This is a genomic window from Winogradskyella marincola (assembly GCF_029624125.1).
Taxonomy (GTDB): Bacteria; Bacteroidota; Bacteroidia; order Flavobacteriales; family Flavobacteriaceae; genus Winogradskyella; species Winogradskyella marincola.
On sequence record NZ_JARSBN010000011.1, the window covers coordinates 48,192 to 68,516 of the forward strand.

The 20,325-nt window shown below is 32.9% G+C and carries 23 protein-coding genes; 8 read left to right on the top strand and 15 right to left on the bottom strand.

What is annotated here, in order from left to right:
- Window positions 1-2: 2 nt before the first annotated feature.
- The 9 genes from P7122_RS15355 to P7122_RS15395 all read right to left on the bottom strand — a co-directional run bounded on the left by P7122_RS15355 (window position 3) and on the right by P7122_RS15395 (window position 9,172).
- A complete protein-coding gene (locus tag P7122_RS15355; protein ID WP_278006686.1) occupies window positions 3-1,706 on the bottom strand; it encodes an FG-GAP-like repeat-containing protein in 1,704 nt (567 codons plus the stop codon).
- A gap of 135 nt (window positions 1,707-1,841) precedes the next feature.
- Window positions 1,842-2,654, bottom strand: coding sequence for an enoyl-ACP reductase FabI (locus P7122_RS15360; RefSeq protein WP_278006687.1), 813 nt, complete (start codon window positions 2,652-2,654; stop codon window positions 1,842-1,844).
- A gap of 41 nt (window positions 2,655-2,695) precedes the next feature.
- On the bottom strand, window positions 2,696-4,348 hold the full coding sequence (gene recN / locus P7122_RS15365; RefSeq protein WP_278006688.1) for a DNA repair protein RecN: 1,653 nt from the start codon (window positions 4,346-4,348) through the stop codon (window positions 2,696-2,698).
- 78 nt (window positions 4,349-4,426) lie between these two features.
- Complete coding sequence (gene porD, locus P7122_RS15370; RefSeq protein ID WP_278006689.1) at window positions 4,427-5,314, bottom strand: type IX secretion system protein PorD; 888 nt, start codon at window positions 5,312-5,314, stop codon at window positions 4,427-4,429.
- Entirely contained in the window at window positions 5,307-6,518 is a 1,212-nt protein-coding gene (gene coaBC, locus P7122_RS15375; RefSeq protein ID WP_278006690.1) for a bifunctional phosphopantothenoylcysteine decarboxylase/phosphopantothenate--cysteine ligase CoaBC, read from the bottom strand. The genes porD and coaBC overlap by 8 nt, the downstream gene beginning before the upstream one ends.
- Before the next feature lie 7 nt (window positions 6,519-6,525).
- Window positions 6,526-6,852, bottom strand: a complete 327-nt coding sequence (locus P7122_RS15380; RefSeq protein ID WP_278006691.1) for a DNA-directed RNA polymerase subunit omega — start codon at window positions 6,850-6,852, stop codon at window positions 6,526-6,528.
- A gap of 11 nt (window positions 6,853-6,863) precedes the next feature.
- Window positions 6,864-7,661 (bottom strand): outer membrane protein assembly factor BamD, encoded by a 798-nt coding sequence (locus tag P7122_RS15385; protein ID WP_278006692.1) that lies wholly within the window; start codon window positions 7,659-7,661, stop codon window positions 6,864-6,866.
- 108 nt (window positions 7,662-7,769) lie between these two features.
- Window positions 7,770-8,654 (bottom strand): 4-hydroxy-tetrahydrodipicolinate synthase, encoded by an 885-nt coding sequence (gene dapA, locus P7122_RS15390; protein WP_278006693.1) that lies wholly within the window; start codon window positions 8,652-8,654, stop codon window positions 7,770-7,772.
- Window positions 8,654-9,172 carry a DUF6913 domain-containing protein gene (locus P7122_RS15395; RefSeq protein WP_278006694.1) on the bottom strand — a complete coding sequence of 173 codons (519 nt, stop codon included), beginning with the start codon at window positions 9,170-9,172 and terminating at the stop codon, window positions 8,654-8,656. Before P7122_RS15395 ends, dapA begins: the two co-directional genes overlap by 1 nt.
- A 70-nt stretch (window positions 9,173-9,242) precedes the next feature.
- Between P7122_RS15395 and P7122_RS15400 the strand changes: the two genes are divergently transcribed.
- From P7122_RS15400 to P7122_RS15410, 3 genes are read left to right on the top strand one after another with little or no spacing between them, the layout of a single operon-like run.
- Window positions 9,243-10,001 carry a 5'-nucleotidase C-terminal domain-containing protein gene (locus P7122_RS15400; protein ID WP_278006695.1) on the top strand — a complete coding sequence of 253 codons (759 nt, stop codon included), beginning with the start codon at window positions 9,243-9,245 and terminating at the stop codon, window positions 9,999-10,001.
- 2 nt (window positions 10,002-10,003) lie between these two features.
- Entirely contained in the window at window positions 10,004-10,915 is a 912-nt protein-coding gene (locus P7122_RS15405) for a bifunctional metallophosphatase/5'-nucleotidase (protein WP_278006696.1), read from the top strand.
- 57 nt (window positions 10,916-10,972) lie between these two features.
- Window positions 10,973-11,365 carry a DoxX family protein gene (locus P7122_RS15410; RefSeq protein ID WP_278006697.1) on the top strand — a complete coding sequence of 131 codons (393 nt, stop codon included), beginning with the start codon at window positions 10,973-10,975 and terminating at the stop codon, window positions 11,363-11,365.
- Here the strand turns inward: P7122_RS15410 and P7122_RS15415 are convergent.
- The 5 genes from P7122_RS15415 to P7122_RS15435 all read right to left on the bottom strand — a co-directional run bounded on the left by P7122_RS15415 (window position 11,354) and on the right by P7122_RS15435 (window position 16,326).
- Window positions 11,354-12,097: a hypothetical protein gene (locus P7122_RS15415; protein ID WP_278006698.1), complete on the bottom strand. Its 744-nt coding sequence runs from the start codon at window positions 12,095-12,097 to the stop codon at window positions 11,354-11,356. The genes P7122_RS15410 and P7122_RS15415 overlap by 12 nt on opposite strands.
- 99 nt (window positions 12,098-12,196) lie before the next feature.
- Window positions 12,197-14,191 carry an NAD-dependent DNA ligase LigA gene (gene ligA / locus P7122_RS15420; RefSeq protein ID WP_278006699.1) on the bottom strand — a complete coding sequence of 665 codons (1,995 nt, stop codon included), beginning with the start codon at window positions 14,189-14,191 and terminating at the stop codon, window positions 12,197-12,199.
- Between the two features lie 76 nt (window positions 14,192-14,267).
- Entirely contained in the window at window positions 14,268-14,849 is a 582-nt protein-coding gene (locus P7122_RS15425; protein WP_278006700.1) for an LOG family protein, read from the bottom strand.
- A gap of 68 nt (window positions 14,850-14,917) precedes the next feature.
- Window positions 14,918-15,832: a peptide chain release factor N(5)-glutamine methyltransferase gene (gene prmC, locus P7122_RS15430; protein ID WP_278006701.1), complete on the bottom strand. Its 915-nt coding sequence runs from the start codon at window positions 15,830-15,832 to the stop codon at window positions 14,918-14,920.
- A 2-nt stretch (window positions 15,833-15,834) separates the two neighbouring features.
- The gene (locus P7122_RS15435) at window positions 15,835-16,326 is read right to left on the bottom strand and encodes a GNAT family N-acetyltransferase (protein WP_278006702.1); all 492 of its coding nucleotides are present in this window, start codon (window positions 16,324-16,326) and stop codon (window positions 15,835-15,837) included.
- A 60-nt stretch (window positions 16,327-16,386) separates the two neighbouring features.
- Between P7122_RS15435 and P7122_RS15440 the strand changes: the two genes are divergently transcribed.
- The 5 genes from P7122_RS15440 to P7122_RS15460 are packed head-to-tail and all read left to right on the top strand — an operon-like array spanning window position 16,387 to window position 19,907.
- Complete coding sequence (locus P7122_RS15440; protein WP_278006703.1) at window positions 16,387-16,845, top strand: hypothetical protein; 459 nt, start codon at window positions 16,387-16,389, stop codon at window positions 16,843-16,845.
- Window positions 16,846-17,850 (top strand): bifunctional diaminohydroxyphosphoribosylaminopyrimidine deaminase/5-amino-6-(5-phosphoribosylamino)uracil reductase RibD, encoded by a 1,005-nt coding sequence (ribD, locus tag P7122_RS15445; RefSeq protein ID WP_278006704.1) that lies wholly within the window; start codon window positions 16,846-16,848, stop codon window positions 17,848-17,850.
- Window positions 17,843-18,454, top strand: coding sequence for an HAD family hydrolase (locus tag P7122_RS15450; RefSeq protein ID WP_278006705.1), 612 nt, complete (start codon window positions 17,843-17,845; stop codon window positions 18,452-18,454). The genes ribD and P7122_RS15450 overlap by 8 nt, the downstream gene beginning before the upstream one ends.
- Window positions 18,451-19,299, top strand: coding sequence for an EamA family transporter (locus P7122_RS15455; protein WP_278006706.1), 849 nt, complete (start codon window positions 18,451-18,453; stop codon window positions 19,297-19,299). Before P7122_RS15450 ends, P7122_RS15455 begins: the two co-directional genes overlap by 4 nt.
- Window positions 19,299-19,907 carry an IMPACT family protein gene (locus P7122_RS15460; RefSeq protein ID WP_278006707.1) on the top strand — a complete coding sequence of 203 codons (609 nt, stop codon included), beginning with the start codon at window positions 19,299-19,301 and terminating at the stop codon, window positions 19,905-19,907. Before P7122_RS15455 ends, P7122_RS15460 begins: the two co-directional genes overlap by 1 nt.
- Here P7122_RS15460 and P7122_RS15465 read toward each other — a convergent pair.
- Window positions 19,902-20,309 carry an acyl-CoA thioesterase gene (locus tag P7122_RS15465; RefSeq protein ID WP_278006708.1) on the bottom strand — a complete coding sequence of 136 codons (408 nt, stop codon included), beginning with the start codon at window positions 20,307-20,309 and terminating at the stop codon, window positions 19,902-19,904. The genes P7122_RS15460 and P7122_RS15465 overlap by 6 nt on opposite strands.
- Window positions 20,310-20,325: the final 16 nt, after the last annotated feature.

The following is a 20,325-nucleotide window of genomic DNA, read 5'->3' on the forward strand; positions in this document are numbered from 1 at the left end:
TTCTATTGTTTAATAACTCTCTTTGTAATTTCGCCCTCTGTTGATTTAATTTTTACAGTATAAACACCATCACTATAGTTTTTAATATTTAAAGAATAGTTTAAAGAACCTGGCTTAGCAACGTTAAGTAGTTTCCCCATTGAATCATATATACTTAGTGTTAACATCGGTTGCACTGACTCTATTTTTATAGTTTCGGAAGTTGGATTAGGATAAACTTTTACATGTTTTTCTAATTCAAATGTATTGTTTGAAAGCGTAACTCCTTCAACAATATTTAATGTTTGATTAACTGGCACATTATACAAAATATCTTCTATTCCACTTAGCCAAGTTACCTTCACATAGTCCACTACTGTAAAATGTTCTGTCCCAAAAAACTCTGCTTGTGAATTTTGTGATAAATAACCTTCACCACAATGTGTATATCTATACTGTTTTTCTCCATTAATAGAAATTTCGATAACAGAACCTATACCTTGCTTATTACTTTCTGTTCCTTCTAACTTCACTTTTAACCAGTTGTATATATCTGGCGTCTCATTTTTCCATAGAAATATGTTGCTATGGTTAATGTTATTAACTATCATTTCTGGATAGCCATCGTTATCTGTATCTCCTATAGCATTGCTATAACTGTGAGCAAAATCATTAGGAACTGCATCATTATAAAGACTAAAATTATTATTGCCATCATTTATATAAAAACCAGATGATAATAGACTGGTATTACTTCCGTTTCCCTCTCCGCTAACATATAAATCTAAATCCCTATCATTATCTGCATCTAAAAATACTGCTCCCCAACTTGTACTATTAAATGTAACATTATAAGATTGAGCCATATCAGTAAATGTGCCGTCTCCATTATTTATAAAAAGAACATTATTATAAGGATCATTAGTAATATAAATATCTATCCAACCATCATTATTAACATCTTCTACTGTTACCGTCATAGCATCGATACTTACATCTGTACCTGTTTCTTCAGCAACTTCGGTAAATGTACCATCTCCATTATTTCTATACATTAGGTTTCTAACCACATATTTATCGTTAGAGACGTATATATCTTGATCTCCATCATTATCATAATCTAAAAAAGCTGAGCAAAACGACATATAACCAGTATTAAGCAGACCTGCTTCATTATTTGCCAGAGTAAATGTATTGTCACTGTTATTTTTGTATAAGATATTTGGAATAACATTGTGTCTAATGCTTAAAAAAACATCTAAAAACCCATCATTGTTGTAATCTCCCCATGACGCTCCATAATATGGAAATTCATCAAGAAGCATTCCTGAAGACTCAGTAATATCTTGCATAATCATATTACCAGTGTTTTCGTACAGTTTTACACCTGCATTCTCACTTGTAATAAATAGGTCATTATCTCCATCATTATCTATATCAACCCAATTTACTTGTTTTGCACTAAGATTGTTTGTTATAATATTGAGTGTATGAGGCACAAAATTTCCGTTGATATTTTTATAAAAATAGACAGGATCTCCATTAGATGAAGCTATAGTTATATCATCCCAACCATCATTATCATAATCATAAAAGCTTATGCCATTACCCAAATATGTGTTTCCACAACTTGCTGAGACTCCTAGTTGTTGAGAACTTTCTGTGAAAGAAATCTGTGCTAAAGAAAATTTAAATGCTATTAAAGTCCAAATCCATACTCTTTTCATAACCTGTAAAACATATTCTATAACCGAGAAATAAAACACTCATGACCAAAATATAATATTAACATCTATTTAACAAAAAAAGCGCAACTTTTTTAGAGTTGCGCTTTTACTATTGAATTATTATTTAAAAACAAGCTATTCTTCTGTGAATTTCTCCATAACAGCATCACTTACTCCCATATTACTAAATCCTCCATCGTTATAAAGGTTTTGAAGTGTAACACGACGCGTTAAATCACTAAATAATGTAACGGTATAATTAGCACAGTCCATTGCTGTTGCATTTCCTAATGGAGACATTTTTTCTGCATAAGAAATAAAACCATCAAAACCTTTTACTCCACTTCCTGCTGTGGTTGGTGTTGGTGATTGAGAGATTGTATTAACTCTTACCTTTTTGTCCCTTCCAAAGAAATAACCAAAACTACGAGCAATACTTTCTAAGTAAGCTTTATTGTCTGCCATATCATTATAATCTGGAAATACGCGTTGAGCAGCCATATATGTTAGTGCCACAATACTTCCCCATTCATTCATTGCATCTGCTTTATAAAGTGTTTGCATTACTTTATGAAAAGACATTGCTGACACATCTGTTCCCTTTTGGGTCCAGTCGTATTTTTGATCTGTATAATGCTTTCCTTTTCTAACATTGATAGACATACCAATAGAGTGCAATACAAAATCAATTTTTCCGCCTAAAATTTCCATAGACTTCTCTACAAGGTTCTGTAAATCTTCTTCTGAAGTTGCATCTGCAGGAATAATTTGAGAACCTGTTTTCTCTGCCAAGGCGTTAATTTGTCCCATACGCATTGCCACAGGTGCGTTAGTTAATACAAACTCACCACCTTCTTCATGTACGCGCTCTGCGGTTTTCCATGCTATTGAGTTCTCATCAAGAGCTCCAAAAATGATTCCTTTTTTTCCTTTTAATAAGTTATACATAGTGTATTATTTTAGTCAGTTTTAATGCTGTAAATATAGTATTAATTCAACAATTGCTTAGCATGAGCCATGGCAGATTCTGTAATATCTGCTCCACCTAACATTTGCGCTATCTCAACAATACGCTCTTCTTCTGTTAAACGTTTTAAGTTGGTCTCAGTAATGTCGTTGTTGTCTGTTTTATATACTTTGAAATGCGAATTTCCTTTTGCGGCTATCTGAGGTAAATGGGTAATAGCATAAACTTGCATTCTTCCGCTCATCTGCTTCATAATATCTCCCATTTTATTTGAAATTTCACCAGACACTCCTGTATCTATTTCATCAAACATTATAGATGGCAACTGGATATATTCTGACAATATTGATTTAATAGCCAACATTATTCGAGATAACTCACCACCTGATGCAGATTTCTTCAATTCGTTATAACTAGATCCTTTATTAGCCATGAATAAAAACTGCAAACTATCTTTTCCGTTAGGTAAAAATCGGTCTACTTCTGCTAAGTCTATTTTAAATTTTGCATTAGGCATCCCTAAATCTGACAACAAACTTTCAAGTTTTTTAATTAAAACTGGCAATACAGATTGTCGTTTTTTAGTGATTTGACCTGCTATTTTATTCAGCGTCTCCTTAACATTAGATAGCTCTGCTTCTTTTTCTTTTATAGCCTCATCTAAACCTTCTGTATCAGATACCTTAGACGCCAACTCATTTTTAATAGAAATTAAATCTTCTATCTGAGAAACCGAATGTTTTTGAAACAGGTTATTAATAATTTGAAGTTGAGAATTTATACGCTCTAACTCTTGAGGATCTGTAGACAAGGATTCTTCTAAATCATCTAACTCCAGTAACAAGTCATCTAACTCTATATGAACGCTTGTAATACGCTCTGCGATTGCTTGATAAGATTTCCCAAAACCAGATATCTTATTAAGCTCATGCTTTAAAACATTTAATTGATCTATAACACCTTGATCCTCCAAGCTTAATACCCCTTTAGCATTAGCTAGTTTCTCTCCTATAATTTCTACATTATTGAGCTGCTCGTACTGTGTTTCTAAATCTTCAAGATTAATCGATTCTAGCTTTATTTCATTAAGTTCGTTTACCAAAAAAAGATTGTAATCATATTCTTTAATCAACTCTGCTTTAGAATCCATTAAAGCCTGTAACGTTTTCTGCAACGCTTTATAATCTGACAGTTTCTTAGAATACAATTCTAAGTTTTCTTTATGATCTGCTAGAGCATCTATAACCCTAAACTGATAATCATTCTCAACCAATTGCTGTGTTTGGTGCTGCGAATGAATATCTATAAGGTGTGAACTTAAATCAGACAACGCATCTAGCGTTGTTGGTGTATCATTAATAAAAGCACGAGACTTGCCTGATGGTAAAATCTCTCTTCTTATAATAGTTTGCACATCATAATCTAAGTCTAACGCTACAAATAGGTTCTTTAGATTGTAATTAGCTATATCAAAACTTGCTTCAATTATACATTTTTCGTCTTTATCTTTTACCTGGCTTAAGTCTGCGCGTTTACCCAAAACTAAAGACAAGCCTCCTAATAAAATAGACTTACCAGCTCCTGTTTCGCCTGTAATAATAGTTAATCCATTATTAAACTGAACATTGAGCTCGTCAATTAAAGCGTAATTTTTTATGTAAAGTGAGGTTAGCAAAAATCTATAATTTGTTTTTTACAAAAATATAGAATCTCAGTTAAGTTGAGAATGGCTATTGAAAAAATAAACAGAAAATTAAAACTTAATTTTTCGCCATTTCTGAGAGTGCATTGGCGCAATTTTATTGAGTATATCTACAGCTTCTGCAATATTAACACTTGGTCCTCCTGAGAGAACATCCATAATTTCATCTGATTTAGCATCAAAAAACACACGTAGCAAGTACGAGTTAGGTCTTCTTTTATGAATTTTTTGCAACTCTGATAATGAAGAAATAACTTCAGATTTACCTTTTTTAGTATCGTCTGCCATAACATCCATACCTAGCATATGGTAGTTATACATGGTAGTTCTTATTTCTTTAAATGTTGGCGAAAGCAAGTTATCTATTAAAGCAAAACGCGATTGTAAACCATCTTCTAACTTCCAGCCTTGTCCACTTAATTGCTGTGAGTAATTAGCTATAGTTTGCGCTTGAGAAAAATATTCATCTCCTCCATTTAATGCAAACGAATCTGCGTCCATTCCTAAAATCATAAACACATGAAACGAAAGTACAGACACTAAGTTAGACTCAAACTGCAGTGGATTAAATACCATATTTTGATATTCTATATACTGAAAATTGAAATCCTTATCATTATAGTTGTATACAGGTGAGCTGTAAGTAGAATTAAAAACAGGTCTTGATGATGACACCTGCAATGTTGCACTAAAACTATCGTTTTCGTAGCCAGTTACATTGATAACCATACTACAGTTGATTCGTTCTTCAGCGCCAAAGTTTTTTTCGGTCCATTTGGTGTTGTTAATAAACTCATTCAGCTGCTTTTCTAATGTTTTAAAAACAACATTATTATCATTACCTGTTTGTTGAGCTATAACATTAACGGTACAATTCAACTCTTGCGAAAACACAACGGCTGAACATAAAAAGGCGAATAAAACTAGTAATCTACGCATTTAGCTGTTTTAAGATCTGTTGCATTAAATCTTTAGCAACTTCTGCCTTAGATTTAAGCGGATTTTCTATAACATCGTTAGTCGATGTTATAAATGTAACTTTATTTGTTGATACTCCAAAACCTGCTCCTTTATCTTGCAATGAATTGAGAACAATTAAATCTAAATTTTTAGATTGTAATTTTCCTTTAGCATGCTCTAACTCATTATTGGTTTCTAGTGCAAAACCTACAAGTAGTTGGTGCGCTTTTATGGCACCTAAAGATTTTAGAATATCTTTTGTTTTTTCTAACTCTATACTAAACGTAGCATCCTTCTTTTTTATTTTTTGACTCGCTACATTTTTTGGTCTGTAATCTGCAACAGCTGCAGAAAGAATTGCTATATCTGAAGCTTCAAAATGCTTATGAACTTCATTATACATATCCTCTGCGCTTACTACAGGCTTTACTGTAACTAAACTGTGTGTAATAGTTTGATGCGTTGGTCCTGATACAAGAACAACCTCAGCACCAAGGTTTGCTGCTGCTTTTGCAATTTCAAAACCCATTTTTCCGCTAGAATGATTTCCAATAAATCGCACAGGATCTAATGCCTCATAGGTTGGTCCAGCTGTAATAAGTACCTTTTTGCCATACAAAGGCAATTGCTTCAAAATATCTTTTTCTACAAAACTTACAATATCTTCTGGTTCTGCCATACGACCTTCTCCTACCAAACCACTAGCCAATTCTCCAGTTCCTGCTGGTATCATTTTGTTGCCATAAGCGGTTAGTTTTTCAAAAGATGTTTTTGTAGACTCGTGTTTGTACATATCTAAATCCATAGCAGGAGCAAAATATACAGGACACTTAGCAGAAAGATAGGTTGCTAAAAGGATATTATCGCAAACACCATTAGCCATTTTTGCCATAGTATTTGCTGTGGCAGGAGCTATTATAAAATAGTCTGCCCATAATCCTAATTCTACATGATTGTTCCAAACCTCATTATCATCATCTTCGTCAACAAAAGATGAATATACAGGATTCTTAGATAAGGTTGAAAGCGTAAGTGGAGTTATAAAATCTTTAGAAGCAGGCGTCATAACAACTTTAACGTTAGCGCCTGCTTTAATGAATAATCTGACTAAACTAGCAGATTTATATGCGGCAATACCTGCGGTAATGCCTAATAAAATATTTTTGTCTCTTAGAATAGACATCTAAGGATTATTGTTTTGAATCCTCAGTGTTTCTGTGGTAAATCTTACCATCTAACCACTCTTTTACTGCTAACGCATGTGGCTTTGGTAATTTTTCGTAAAACTTAGAAACTTCGATTTGCTCTTTGTTTTCAAAAATTTCTTCAAGACTATCGTTGTAAGTTGCAAACTCTTCTAGCTTGTCTATTAACTCACGTCTTATGTCTGTGTTAATTTGCTCAGCACGCTTAGAGATAACCGAAATCGCTTCGTAAATGTTATCTGTTGCAGCATCAACTTCATTTCTGTTATACGTTACAGTTGAAACAGGTGCATCTGTCTTTTTTAAATCCATCGTTATAATGATTAACTTTTAGTAAATGTACTTAATTCTTGTTCTAATTCTTGATTCATTTTAGTAGCGTCTTCCATTAATTCTGAATTTGGATAAGCTTTCTTAAATGAATTATAGTATCCTATAGCATCTTTTAGTCGCTCTTCTTTTAGTTGATCGATACTTAAAATAGCTAAATTGTACGAAGCATCAAATCTGTAAAACATTGCTTCATCTCTTAGTGATGTACCAGGAAAATCTAACAAAAAGTTGTTGAACGATTTAATTGAGGCTTTATAATCTGTAATAAGGTCGTATTGCTTTGCAATTTCAAACGCCTTCTTTTCTAATTTAAAATCTAATTCCTTAACTAAAGTATTAGCTTCTGCCAAATACTGAGATTCTGGATATTGGTTAACAAACAACTGTAATTTTTCAATGGCTTCTACAGTTTCTTTTTGCTCTTTAGAATATACTGGCGAATTAAAATAATACCCTTTTGCTGCTTTAAAAGCTGCTTCTTCTGCCTTTTCACTTTGAGGGTATATGTCTGTAAACTTATCAAAATGATAACTAGCTATGTAGTAATCTCCCATTTCGTAAGAACAGTTAGCATGCATGTACGTTAACTTCTCTGCCTGAGGTTTCCCTCTATACTTTGGTAAAATTTGATCTAAAAGTCTCTTAGACTTACTCCATTTTCCAGCTTCGTACAATTCATCAGCCATAGTAAATTTCTTTGCAACATCTTCAGATTTTAAGGCTTTCTGAAAATCGCTACATGAAACTAATAAAAGTGTTGCGAAAAGTATGTAAATTCCTTGCTTCATAAATTTTAAACAGGATGCAAAAGTACGCATTATTAACGGATTTTAAAAACAAAAATTGTACGCTAAAATAGTGGTTGTTTTAGATGCGCTGTGTAATTTAAACTAAGTTTAACTTTTACCTAAATCTTTTAAGGCACTTTTAATATCATTTTTAAGCTTATCTGTTGCCTCTACTAATGGTAAACGCACGTGAGATTCTGAAATATTCAATGCTTCTAAAACTGCTTTGATACCAGCAGGATTGTTTTCAGAAAAAATTAAACGTGTTATTGGCATTAGATCAAAATGCGTCTTATATGCTTCTTTGGCTTTACCAGCAATACCTAATCTAATCATCTCAGAAAATTCTTTTGGTAAGGCTTGCCCTATAACTGAAATTACGCCAGAACCTCCTGCTAATGCCACACCTAATGCTAAATCATCATCTCCTGACAATACCAAGAAATCATCTGGCTTGGTTCTTAACAACTCTAAATATTGATGTACATTATTACCTGCTTCTTTAACCGCAATAATATTTTTAAAATCATTAGCTAATCTTATTGTGGTTTCTGGCAATACATTAGATGATGTTCTTCCTGGAACATTATATAAAATAATTGGCTTTGGAGACACCTCTGCAATAGCTTTAAAATGCTGATAGATTCCTTCTTGTGTAGGCTTACTATAATACGGAGATACAGATAAAATAGCATCTATGCTAGACAAATCTGTATTATTAATTTCGCTAATTATAGACGCTGTATTATTACCTCCAATACCTAAAACCAATGGCACTCTTCCGTTATTAACTTTAGATATAAACTCTACTAACATTTTCTTTTCTTCAGCAGTAACTGTAACACTTTCTCCTGTTGTACCACTTATTACCAAGTACTCTGTACCATTGTTTATATTATGCTCTACCAATCGCTCAAGCGCTTCAAAATCTATACTTAAATCTGCTTTAAATGGTGTAATTAGCGCTACTCCTGTTCCTATAAATTTGGTCATTATAATTTGTTTAAAATGTTTAAATATTTTTTTAATTCGTTTTTAAAGGTTTTTACGTCTTTAGGATCTATATCTATGATTAAATCATACAGACGCTCATCCTTTCGGCTTAATCCAACTTTTAAATTTGCCTTTGATGCAGCTGTTATAAGGTCTAACTCTGGAGTTTCTGTTTTGTAATAACTCACCAACACATCAAAAGGGTCATCTATAAAAGCTTGTAAGTCTATGTTGTTTATTTTTCCCTTCCATCCAAAATGTTTTGGAGAAAAATAGGTTTCCCACTGGCTTCCTTCATACTTATCATCTTTTGTAAAAGCAACGATTTTGTGCTTTGGAGATGTTAAGTTTAGCTCTTTAAAATAATTTCTAAAGACCTCAAAATCTTTAAATTCGCTAGCATTAAATAAAATCGCAATTACCTTAACCTTATTGTTATTTACTGCAGCTTTACGAGCAGACAACAATTTGTTTACATATTTTTGATTTGATTTTTCCTTAAATGCTTTTAAAATCATTTACCTTTAGCCTTTGATGCAAATTTAACAAAAGCACAAGTATTATTTAATTACTATTTCAACTAAATCGATGATAAAAAATTCACTTTTATTAGTTCTTTTTTTGAGTATTGCTTATTCATGCAAAGAAATACCAAACAGAGTTGAAGGTAGCCGTTTAGAAATTAACGACTCTATTACCTTAGACAAAGAGATTGAAAACTTCATAAGTCCTTACAGAGATAATGTAAACAAAAATTTAGACAGTGTCATTTCTTATGCTCCAGAAACCTATTCTAAATCTAATGGCGAATTTAACACTGCTATTGGCAACTTAATGGCTGACGCTGTATATAATGAAAGTAATCCTGTCTTTAACAAACGTACAGGTAAAAATATTGATTTTGTAATACTAAACCATGGAGGAATTAGAGCTATAATTTCTCAAGGAAATATAACATCAAGAACGGCTTACGAAGTAATGCCTTTTGAAAATTCTGTTGTGGTTGTTGCATTAAAAGGAAAACAAATCAACGAACTCTTTGACTATCTTTCTAAAGCCAAACGCGCTCATCCTGTTTCTAAGCAAGTTGAATTATTATTAGATAAGGATTACAATATTAAAAAAGCACTTGTTAACAGCAAGCCTGTTTCGGAAGACGAAACATATTATATAGCTACAAATGACTATTTATATAACGGAGGAGATCGTATGACGTTTTTTCACCCAAACGATAGCCTATACACACTAGATTATAAAATTAGAAATGTATTGATAGATTATTTTAAAAGAAAAGATACTATCCGTCCTAAAATTGACAATCGTTTCACAAAGTTAACTGCAGAATAAGAATGAAAAGAAGACACTTTATACAACAAACAACAGCTGCTACAGCATTAGCTGGTTTAGGAGCTTTAAATCTTCAATCTTGTGTTTCTAACAGAAAACACATTACTATTCTGCACACCAATGATGTGCATAGCCACATAGATCCTTTTGGGCCCAACGATAAAAGAAACCCTAACAAAGGTGGTGTTGCAAGACGCGCCTCTTTGGTAGAAAATATTAGAAAAGAAAATCCTAATACATTATTATTAGATGCTGGTGATATTTTTCAAGGCACTCCTTACTTTAATTATTACGGAGGTGAATTAGAATTTAAGCTAATGAGTATGCTTAATTACGATTTAGCTACCATTGGTAACCATGACTTTGATAATGGTATAGACGGACTTTATGCTCAATTACCACATGCAAAGTTTGAATTTGTTTCTGCCAACTATGATTTTTCAAATACTGTAATGGACACACATGTAAAACCTTACAAGATTCTTGTAAAAGATGGTGTAAAAATTGGTGTGTTTGGACTAGGTATTCAACTAGATGGTTTGGTAGACAAACAAATGTATAAAGAAACTGTTTACCATAATCCTATTGAAGTTGCGCAAGATATGTCTCGTATACTTAAAGAGGAAGAATCTTGCGATCTTGTGATTTGCCTGTCTCATATTGGCTACCACTATAAAAACAGTCCAGATAGAGCCAGCGATTTAAACCTGGCTAAAGCCACAAAAAACATCGATTTAATTATTGGTGGACACACGCACACTTTTTTACCTAAACCTACTGTTGCACAAAATAGTGAAGGTAAAAATGTACTTGTTAATCAGGTTGGCGCTTACGGATTATATTTAGGTAGAATTGATTTTTATTTTGAAAAAGGAAAGCCACTTTATTCAGACAGCACAACAATTATTGTTTAGCAACTAATGTAAGTTTCTAAAAATGAAACGTCTAAGATTTCAACTAAACCAAAGTTTATGAAATCTGACAAAATCATTTTTATACTTAGAATTGCTGTAGCTGTAATATTAATTCAAACACTACGGTTTAAGTTTACCGCACATCCTGATAGTGTATATATTTTTGAAACCGTTGGTTTAGAACCTTACGGAAGAATTGGAATTGGAATATTAGAATTAATCGCAGGAATTTTGCTCTTAATTCCAAAAACAGTTTGGATCGGTTCACTTTTAACCCTAAGTCTTATTGGAGGTGCTATTCTAATGCATCTAACACAGTTAGGAATAAACGTAAATAATGATGGAGGTCTGCTGTTTTACACAGCAGTAATTACATTTTTACTAAGCGTAGTGATTCTTTATTATTACAGAAAGGACATTCCGGTTATAGGACAAAAATTAAGCTTCTAACTGCTCGTCCATATCCAAATATGTAGGCTGTGGTCCTGTATGCTTAAGTTGCGACTGTAGATAGAAAAACACAAAAGCTACAACAAGAAAAAACGAATAGATAAACCCTAAATTTCTATTTTCTAGAATGTAGTAATACGCTAACTGTATAATTTCAGAAAAAACAATACAAATAGAGCCTAAAAGAAATAGCATTGATTTGTTATCATTTCTGTACATATAATCAACTAGAGCTGCAGATAATAATGCCATTATAACACCATTATATATAAACTCTAAAGCATACTCATACGCAGAAAGCTTACCTTCGGTTGCATCTGTAACAATAACAACGCAGAAAACATCTAACACAACAAGAATAACAATAGGTATTGATAATTCTTTAAAGACCTTTTTAACATCAATAGCAGACAAAACCTTTACTATTAATAATACGTAAGCAACTATAAAAAGAGCATTGGCACCATAATAGTGAATATCTAATTGATCCTCTTCTAACAATGGCATAAACCAACCTGTGTAACTTAACAGATGACCGATTGAAAAAAACACAAGAAACCAAAAGAAAAGCTTAGACCTCTCATCAGTCCAAACACAGTACAAAATGGTTAATAGCACGAGCATTATAGCACTTACAGCGGCACCTTGAACTTCATAGGCCAAACCTTGAAGTATTATAAAAATACCACCTAAAAGCAATAGCAATGCTTTTAAGATTTTATTCGCTAACATTAATTAATCCCTTATTATTGAAGCGAATATATAAAAATTCTACAATTAAACGATAAAAAAATACTTTTTATCGATAAATATTTCATTATTTGTAGGAATTTACTCTAAAAATTGTAAAAACTCCTCTTCAGAAAGGATTGTAATACCCAAGCTTTCGGCTTTAGTTCGCTTACTTGGTCCCATTTTATCACCTGCTACAACATAACTTGTTTTAGACGAAATAGAAGACGACACTTTACCTCCATTATCCTCAATTAGCTTTTTAAGATCATTTCTAGAAATGGATTCAAACACACCTGAAACCACAAAAGTTTGTCCTTTTAGTTTTTCAGTTTGGTTAGCTAATTTCTCTGCAGAGATTTCTAATTGCACTCCGTATCCTTTTAAGCGCTCAACCATCACTTTATTCTCTTCTGATGAAAAGAACTCTACAACACTTTCTGCAATACGCTCACCAATCTCATCTACAGTTACCAAATCTAGTACCGAAGCAAACATTAATGCATCTATAGATTTGTAATGCTTTGCTAATTTTTTAGCAACAGTTTCTCCAACATATCTAATACCCAAAGCAAATAAAACACGCTCAAATGGAATTTGCTTAGAGGCTTCAATGCCATTTACCAAATTCTCAGCACTTTTCTCTGCCATGCGTTCTAACGGAATAACTTGTTCAACCGTTAACTCATATAAATCAGCATAGTTTGTAATTAAGCCTTCTTTTACTAAAAGTGCTACGGTTTCTCCACCAAGACCTTCAATATCCATAGCTTTTCTTGAAATGTAATGCTGAATACGACCAACAATCTGTGGTGGACAACCATTATAATTAGGACAATAATGTTTAGCTTCGCCTTCTGGTCTTACCAATTCAGTTTGACACTCTGGACAATTTGAAATATAAGTTGTTACCTGAGAATCTACAGGACGTTTTGCAAGATCTACTGCAATAATCTTCGGAATAATTTCACCACCTTTCTCTACAAACACCTCGTCTCCTTCCCTAATGTCTAACTTTTCAATCTGATCTGCATTATGCAACGATGCTCGTTTTACTATTGTACCAGCCAATTGCACTGGCTCTAAATTAGCCACTGGTGTAATAGCACCTGTACGACCAACTTGATAGGTAATTTCGTTTAATCTTGTAGAAACTTGTTCGGCTTTAAACTTATAAGCCATAGCCCAGCGTGGCGCTTTTGCAGTAAAACCTAACTCATCTTGCTGATATAAACTATTCACCTTTACCACTACTCCATCTATTTCGTATGGCAGATTGTGTCGGTGTTCATCCCAATAATTTACATACTCTAAAACCTCATCAATAGAATTAACCAATTTTGCTTCTTGTGGTACCTTAAATCCCCATTCTCTGGCTTTTTCTAAACCTTCAAACTGTGTAGAAATATTAAGATTATTACCTTTTATACTGTATAAAAGACATTCTAAAGGTCGTTTTGCCACCTCAGAACTATCTTGAAGCTTTAAACTTCCTGAGGCTGTGTTTCTTGGATTTCGATAGGGTTCTTCATCATTAGTAATACGCTCTTCATTCATTTTTAAAAACCCTTCAATAGGCAAAATGATTTCACCTCTTATATCAAAACGCTCAGGATAATCTCCTTTTAACTGAAGTGGTACCGTATTAATGGTTTTTACATTAGCCGTAACTTCATCACCTTGAACACCATCTCCTCTGGTTACAGCTCTCACGAGTTTTCCGTTTTCGTAAGTTAAGTTCATGGATGCACCATCGTACTTTAACTCACACGTGTACTGCACATCTCCATCTACCATTTTTTTGATGCGCTTTTCCCAATCCATTAAATCTTCTTTAGAATAAGAATTGTCTAAAGAATACATTCTGAAATCGTGCACAACCGTATTAAAATTCTTAGTAATTGTACCACCTACACGTTTTGTCGGCGAGTTTTCATCATAAAATTCTGGATGTGCTTCTTCTAAAGCTTGAAGCTCTTTCAACTTCATATCAAACTCGTAATCGCTAATGGTAGGATTATCGAGTATGTAATAATTATAATTGTGTTGACGAAGTTCGTCTCTTAAGGATTGTATTTTTTGTTGTGTGTTCATTTTACATATCATTCCTACACAAGTAGGACTCTTTTAATTTTCAGATTTTTAATAGATTCCTGCTTTCTCAGGAATTTTAGAGACCTTCTTTATTCAACCACTTTGGAGCTGGCAATGGTTTGTAATTATTCATTTTATTTAAAAGTCCTTCAATTGTTGTGTCTATAACAACAGCATCTAAATTTTCTTGTTTTAAAAAGCCTCGTTCTACCATCACTTTGCATTGTTCTATCAAAGCATCGTAATAACCATTGATATTTAAAATCCCAATTGGTTTGGTATGTAAGCCTAATTGTCCCCAAGTTGTGATTTCAAAAAACTCATCCATTGTACCAAAACCACCAGGAATAATAATGAAGCCATCGCTTTTTTCATACATAATAATTTTTCTATCATGCATATTGTCTGTCGTAATCAATTCCGTTAGTTGAGTATGAACGATTTCTTTAGTTTTAAGAAAGGTTGGAATAACTCCTATTGTTTTACCACCATTTTCTATAACACCTTCTGCCACCTTTCCCATGATACCAATCTTAGCCGCACCATAAACAAGCGTTATATTTTTTTGAGCAAATTCTTTACCCAAAGCATAAGCTGTTGTGATAATTTCGTTGTCATTTCCGTCGCTACTTCCGCAAAAAACTGATATACTTTTCATATTTATTTCCCATGAAAATGGGAATCTTTTTAGTTTAGATTCCTGCCTTCGCAGGAATATCATTCATGTTACTTTTTTGTTCCTTTTAGCATTCTGTCATTACCATTTAAATCTTCTCTCAATTCAATCGCTTTAAATTCGGCATCAACTAAAAGTTGCTTTGTTTCTTGTCCAAGATACTGGTTAATTTCAAAATAAAGTGAGCCATTAGACTTCAACTTATCAACAGCAAAATCAGTTATCGCTTTGTAAAAAATCAAAGGATTATCGTTTTCTACAAATAGTGCTAAATGAGGCTCATTATCGAGAACGTTTGGTTTTATTTCTTGCTTTTCGAGTTCACGAACATATGGCGGATTTGAAACGATGATATCGAAAGAGCCCTTCTGTCGCAAAGCGACATCTTCCCAAAGGGAAGACTCTAAAATATCAGCTTTAATAAACTTAACCTCAACACCATTACTATCCGCATTCTCTTTGGCTATTTCTATAGCAGACTCTGATATATCAACTGCAAAAACCTGAGCTTCTGGCAAGTGCTTTGCCAACGAAATTGCAATACAACCGGAACCTGTTCCTATATCAAGGATTTTTAATTGACGATTGACGATTGACGATTTGGGATTAGAAAGCTCTGAACTCAGAACTCTAGACTTATAACTTTTCAAAATCCAATCTACAAGCTCTTCGGTTTCTGGCCTTGGGATGAGTACATAATCATTCACTTTAAATTGCAATCCGTAAAACTCGGTTTCTCCCAGCAAATATTGAATTGGTTTTTGCTGTTTTAACCCTTCTAAAATTTCAAAAAAGAAATCAACTTCAGTTTTAGATAAGGTAAACTCAGGCTCTAATTGCAACTGAATTCTGGCCACATTAAGATGGTGCTCTAAGCCTAAATAAAAAAAGCTTGCCACCTCATCTTTGCCATAAATTTGGTTTAATTCTTTATGAAATATGTCTTTTAAATCCTTTGCTTTCAAAATTAAAATGTTTTAAGCATCCATACGGTACACGAATAATGGCCTGTATTGCCAAGTGGTTTTTCTAAAAATTCGAAACCAACTTTTTTGTATAATTTTCTGGCATCATCCATATATGGCATGGTTTCTAAATAACAACTTTCAAAACCAGCGCTTTTGGCAAATTCTAAGCAAGCATTCATCATTTTAGTTCCTAATCCTTTTCCTCTTGCCTCTGGCATAAAATACATTTTTTGCAACTCACAAACATTGCCTTCGTAGTGTTCTAAAGGTGCAATACCAGCACCTCCGAGAATCTCTTCATTCTGAGCTAAAACAAAATATCGGGTTTTAGGATGACTATACGTTTCTGTCATACAATCTAACGACACATCTTCGTATGCAGTACCAACTTTTGGCACTCCCATTTCTATTAAAACACTTCGTATAGCCTTGGCTATTTTAGGATTATCCTTTTGTTCTATTTCTCGAATAACTATGGTATCTTTACCCACCTTTTTTAAACTTTTATACCGTTTTTTTCACGGTATGAAGATAGTTATTATTACGTTTTTATGAAGAAAAGCATCGTATTCATTTTAGTAATTTGTTCACTTGTTTTTAACTGTACAGTGAAAGAAAAACCTCAATTTATTGGCATTGATAATATCAAGGTTTTAGATTCTAATAGTGAGAACATTACTTTTAGTGCAGATGCTGAGTTTAGCAACCCAAACAATGTTGGTGGCACGCTTCAAACAGATGCATTAAAGGTGCTTGTTAACAACAGAGAGGTGGCCACATTTACATCAAAAGAATTTAAAGTACCTTCTAAAGACAAGTTCAAAATTCCGCTTACGGTTTCTATCGCTACAGATAGCATTATTAACAAAGGTAATCTTAGTGGTTTATTGGGTAGTTTATTATCTAAAAAACTAAAAGTGCAATATATAGGAGATATTAAGTACAAGATTTTTGGCTATGCTTCTACCTATACTATCAATAAAACTGAAGACGTAAAAATAAAATTATAGTTGCAAACACACGAGTACTACATAAAACGTTGCTTACAAATTGCCAAAAACGGATTGGGAACCACCAGGCCAAATCCTATGGTTGGTGCTGTTATTGTGCATAACAACAGTATTATTGGAGAAGGTTTTACCAGCGCTTATGGCGGACCACATGCCGAAGTTAATGCTGTAAATTCTGTTAAAAACAAATCCTTACTAAAGGACAGTACAATGTATGTCCTTTTAGAACCTTGTAGTCATTACGGAAAAACACCTCCTTGTAGTGATCTCATTATACATCACAATATCCCAAATGTGGTAATTGGCTGCGCAGATGATAATCCTGAAGTCGCAGGAAAAGGCATTGCCAAATTAAAGGCACATGATTGCAATGTTATTGTTGGTGTTTTAGAAGCAGAATGCAAAGCGCATTTAAAGCGTTTTTTTGCCTATCACAATAAAAAACGACCATATATAATTTTGAAATGGGCCGAAACCGAGGATGGTTTTATTGCACCAGAAACTAAGGATGAACAAAAACCAGTTTGGATTACAAACACTTATTCAAGACAATTGGTACACAAATGGCGGGCTGAAGAACAAGCCATTTTAGTAGGAACAAATACAGTTATAGAAGACAACCCAAGTCTTACTGTTAGAGATTATACTGGTGAAAATCCTGTTAGAATTGTTATAGACAAGACTAATAAACTTGATGAGAGTTATAGAATTTTTGACTCCTCAGCTAAAACCATTAAACTCACTAAAACTGAGCTTAATTTTGACAAACCTCTGGCTTTTCAGATTTGTAATTACCTACACCAACATAATATAAACTCTGTGATTATTGAAGGTGGCGCTAAAACGCTTCAAACTTTTATTGATGAAAATCTATGGGACGAAGCTCGAATTTTTATTGGCAAAACTGAATTTAAATCAGGTACAAAAGCACCACAACTAAACGGTAGATTAATTTCTGAAAAAAAATTAAAAGAAGACCGCATAAAATTCTACATAAATGATTGATACGCTTATTTTCGACTTTGGAGATGTTTTTATCAACCTAGACAAGGAAGGTGCTATGCAAAACGCACTTAATTTGTTTAAGCTAGACACGTTTGAAGAAGACATGACTAACACCAATATCTTATATGAAATTGGCAAAATTTCAACGGAAGAGTTTATTGCGTTTTACAGTTCTAAATTTCCTCATTTAACGAAACAACAACTCATTGATGCCTGGAATTTTATTTTAAGAGATTTCCCAAAATATCGCTTAGAATTTCTTCAAAAATTAGCAAAAGAACAACGCTATAAACTCATATTATTAAGTAATACCAATGATATGCATATAGATTTCATAAAAGCTAATGTTAGTTTTTATGAAGACTTTAAAAACTGTTTTGATCAGTTTTACTTATCTCAAGAAATTCATCTTAGAAAACCTAATAGAGATATTTTCGATTTTGTTTTAGACAACAATAATCTAAAACCAGAACAGTGCTTCTTTGTTGACGACACCAAAGACAACACTGATACAGCTAAATCTTTAGGCATAAACGTTTGGAATATTGATGAAACCAAAGATGATGTCATTAATTTGTTTAACCAAAATCATTTACGCTCTTGATTTATCTATTACTAAGCGTTTTATCTTCTACAGCTATTTTTGTACTCTTTAAGCTTTTTAACAAGTACAATGTAGACACATTACAAGCTATTGTATTTAATTACATTACCGCATGCTCTTGCGGAATTTTGCTATACAACAAACCTATAAACATTGACAGCTTTATATCAGAAAATTGGTTTTATGCAGCTTTAGGTTTAGGCTTTTTATTCATTAGTATTTTTAATGTTATGGCACTTACAGCTCAAAAGAATGGACTATCCGTTGCTTCTGTTGCTAGTAAAATGAGTATGATTATTCCAATAGTGTTTGGAATTATTGTTTATAACGAAAGTATTGGCTTCCAAAAGGTCTTAGGTATAATATTAGCACTTTTAGCTGTTTACCTTACCTCAATAAAACCAAAATCTAACGTTGTACTAACTAAGACTATTTATTTACCTATTATTTTATTTTTAGGTTCTGGTGTTATTGACACAAGTGTTAATCATTTTGCACCAAAAGGTAATTTACCATTATTTTTATCAATCATTTTTGCCTGCGCAGGAGTTATAGGTTTAGTTTCTGTAAGTGTAAAAGCAACAAAATCCAAGCAAAAATTCAACCCTAAAAGCATACCTTTTGGAATAGCTCTAGGAATCGTAAATTACAGCTCAATGTATTTTTTATTAAAAGCACTAAGAGTAGATGGCTATGAAAGCTCGGCTATTTTCACAATAAACAATGTTGCTATTGTTGCTGTATCATGTTTAACAGGCTTATTACTTTTTAAAGAAGTGATATCTTCTAAAAACTGGATTGGTATTGGCTTAGCTTTAATTTCTATAATATTAGTAACCTTATAATGCATACCGAAGACACATACAAAACCATTTCCAAACCTTCAATAGGAGAATTATTTAAAGATAAGAACAGTAAATTTATTGGATATGCGTTTCATGTTGAAAACGAAGATGAAATAAAAACTCATATTGAAGAGGTTAAAAAAGAACACCATTCTGCAAGACACTGGTGCTATGCATACCAACTAGGAACAGAAACTATAACCTTTAGAGCAAATGATGATGGAGAGCCAAACAATTCTGCAGGTATGCCAATATATGGTCAAATTCAATCTTTTGACTTAACAAATGTTTTAGTAATTGTTGTACGATATTATGGAGGTGTAAAACTTGGTGTTGGCGGATTAATTAATGCTTATAAAACTGGTGCACAATTAGCACTTGAAGCTTCAGACATCATAGAAAAAACTATTAACACTAACTTCTCTCTCAAGTTTGAATATAAAAACATGAGTAAAGTAATGCGAATCTTGAAAGAGAACCAAATAGACATTATAAACCAAACATTAGAACTTAATTGTTTGTTAGAAATATCTGTCAGAAAAGGTAACGCTTCAAGAGTATTTGAAATATTTAACCAATTTTACGGTGTAAAAATTGACGAATTATAACGAATAATTTTGCAGTTTGTCTAAAAGATATTTTGGGCAACGTGTAGGTCTATTTCGAGTAGAATCTATAAATGCTAAAACTGTATTTCCTGTTGCCAGCAATTGTCCTTTATCATTTATCAATTCATAATCAAATTCTATAGAAGCTGTTGGCATTTTTTTTAACTGAGTTTTTACTTTAAGCACATCGTCATAACGTGCTGAATTTTTGTAGTTTATACTCAATGAAATCACAGGAAGCATTATCCCTTCTTTTTCCATAGCATTGTAACTAAGTCCAAACTCTCGCAACCATTCTGTTCTACCTACCTCAAAATAAACAGCATAGTTAGCATGATACACAACACCCATTTGATCTGTTTCGCCATAGCGAACGCGTATTTCTGTTTCGTTATAATTCAAAATTTAAATAATTTTA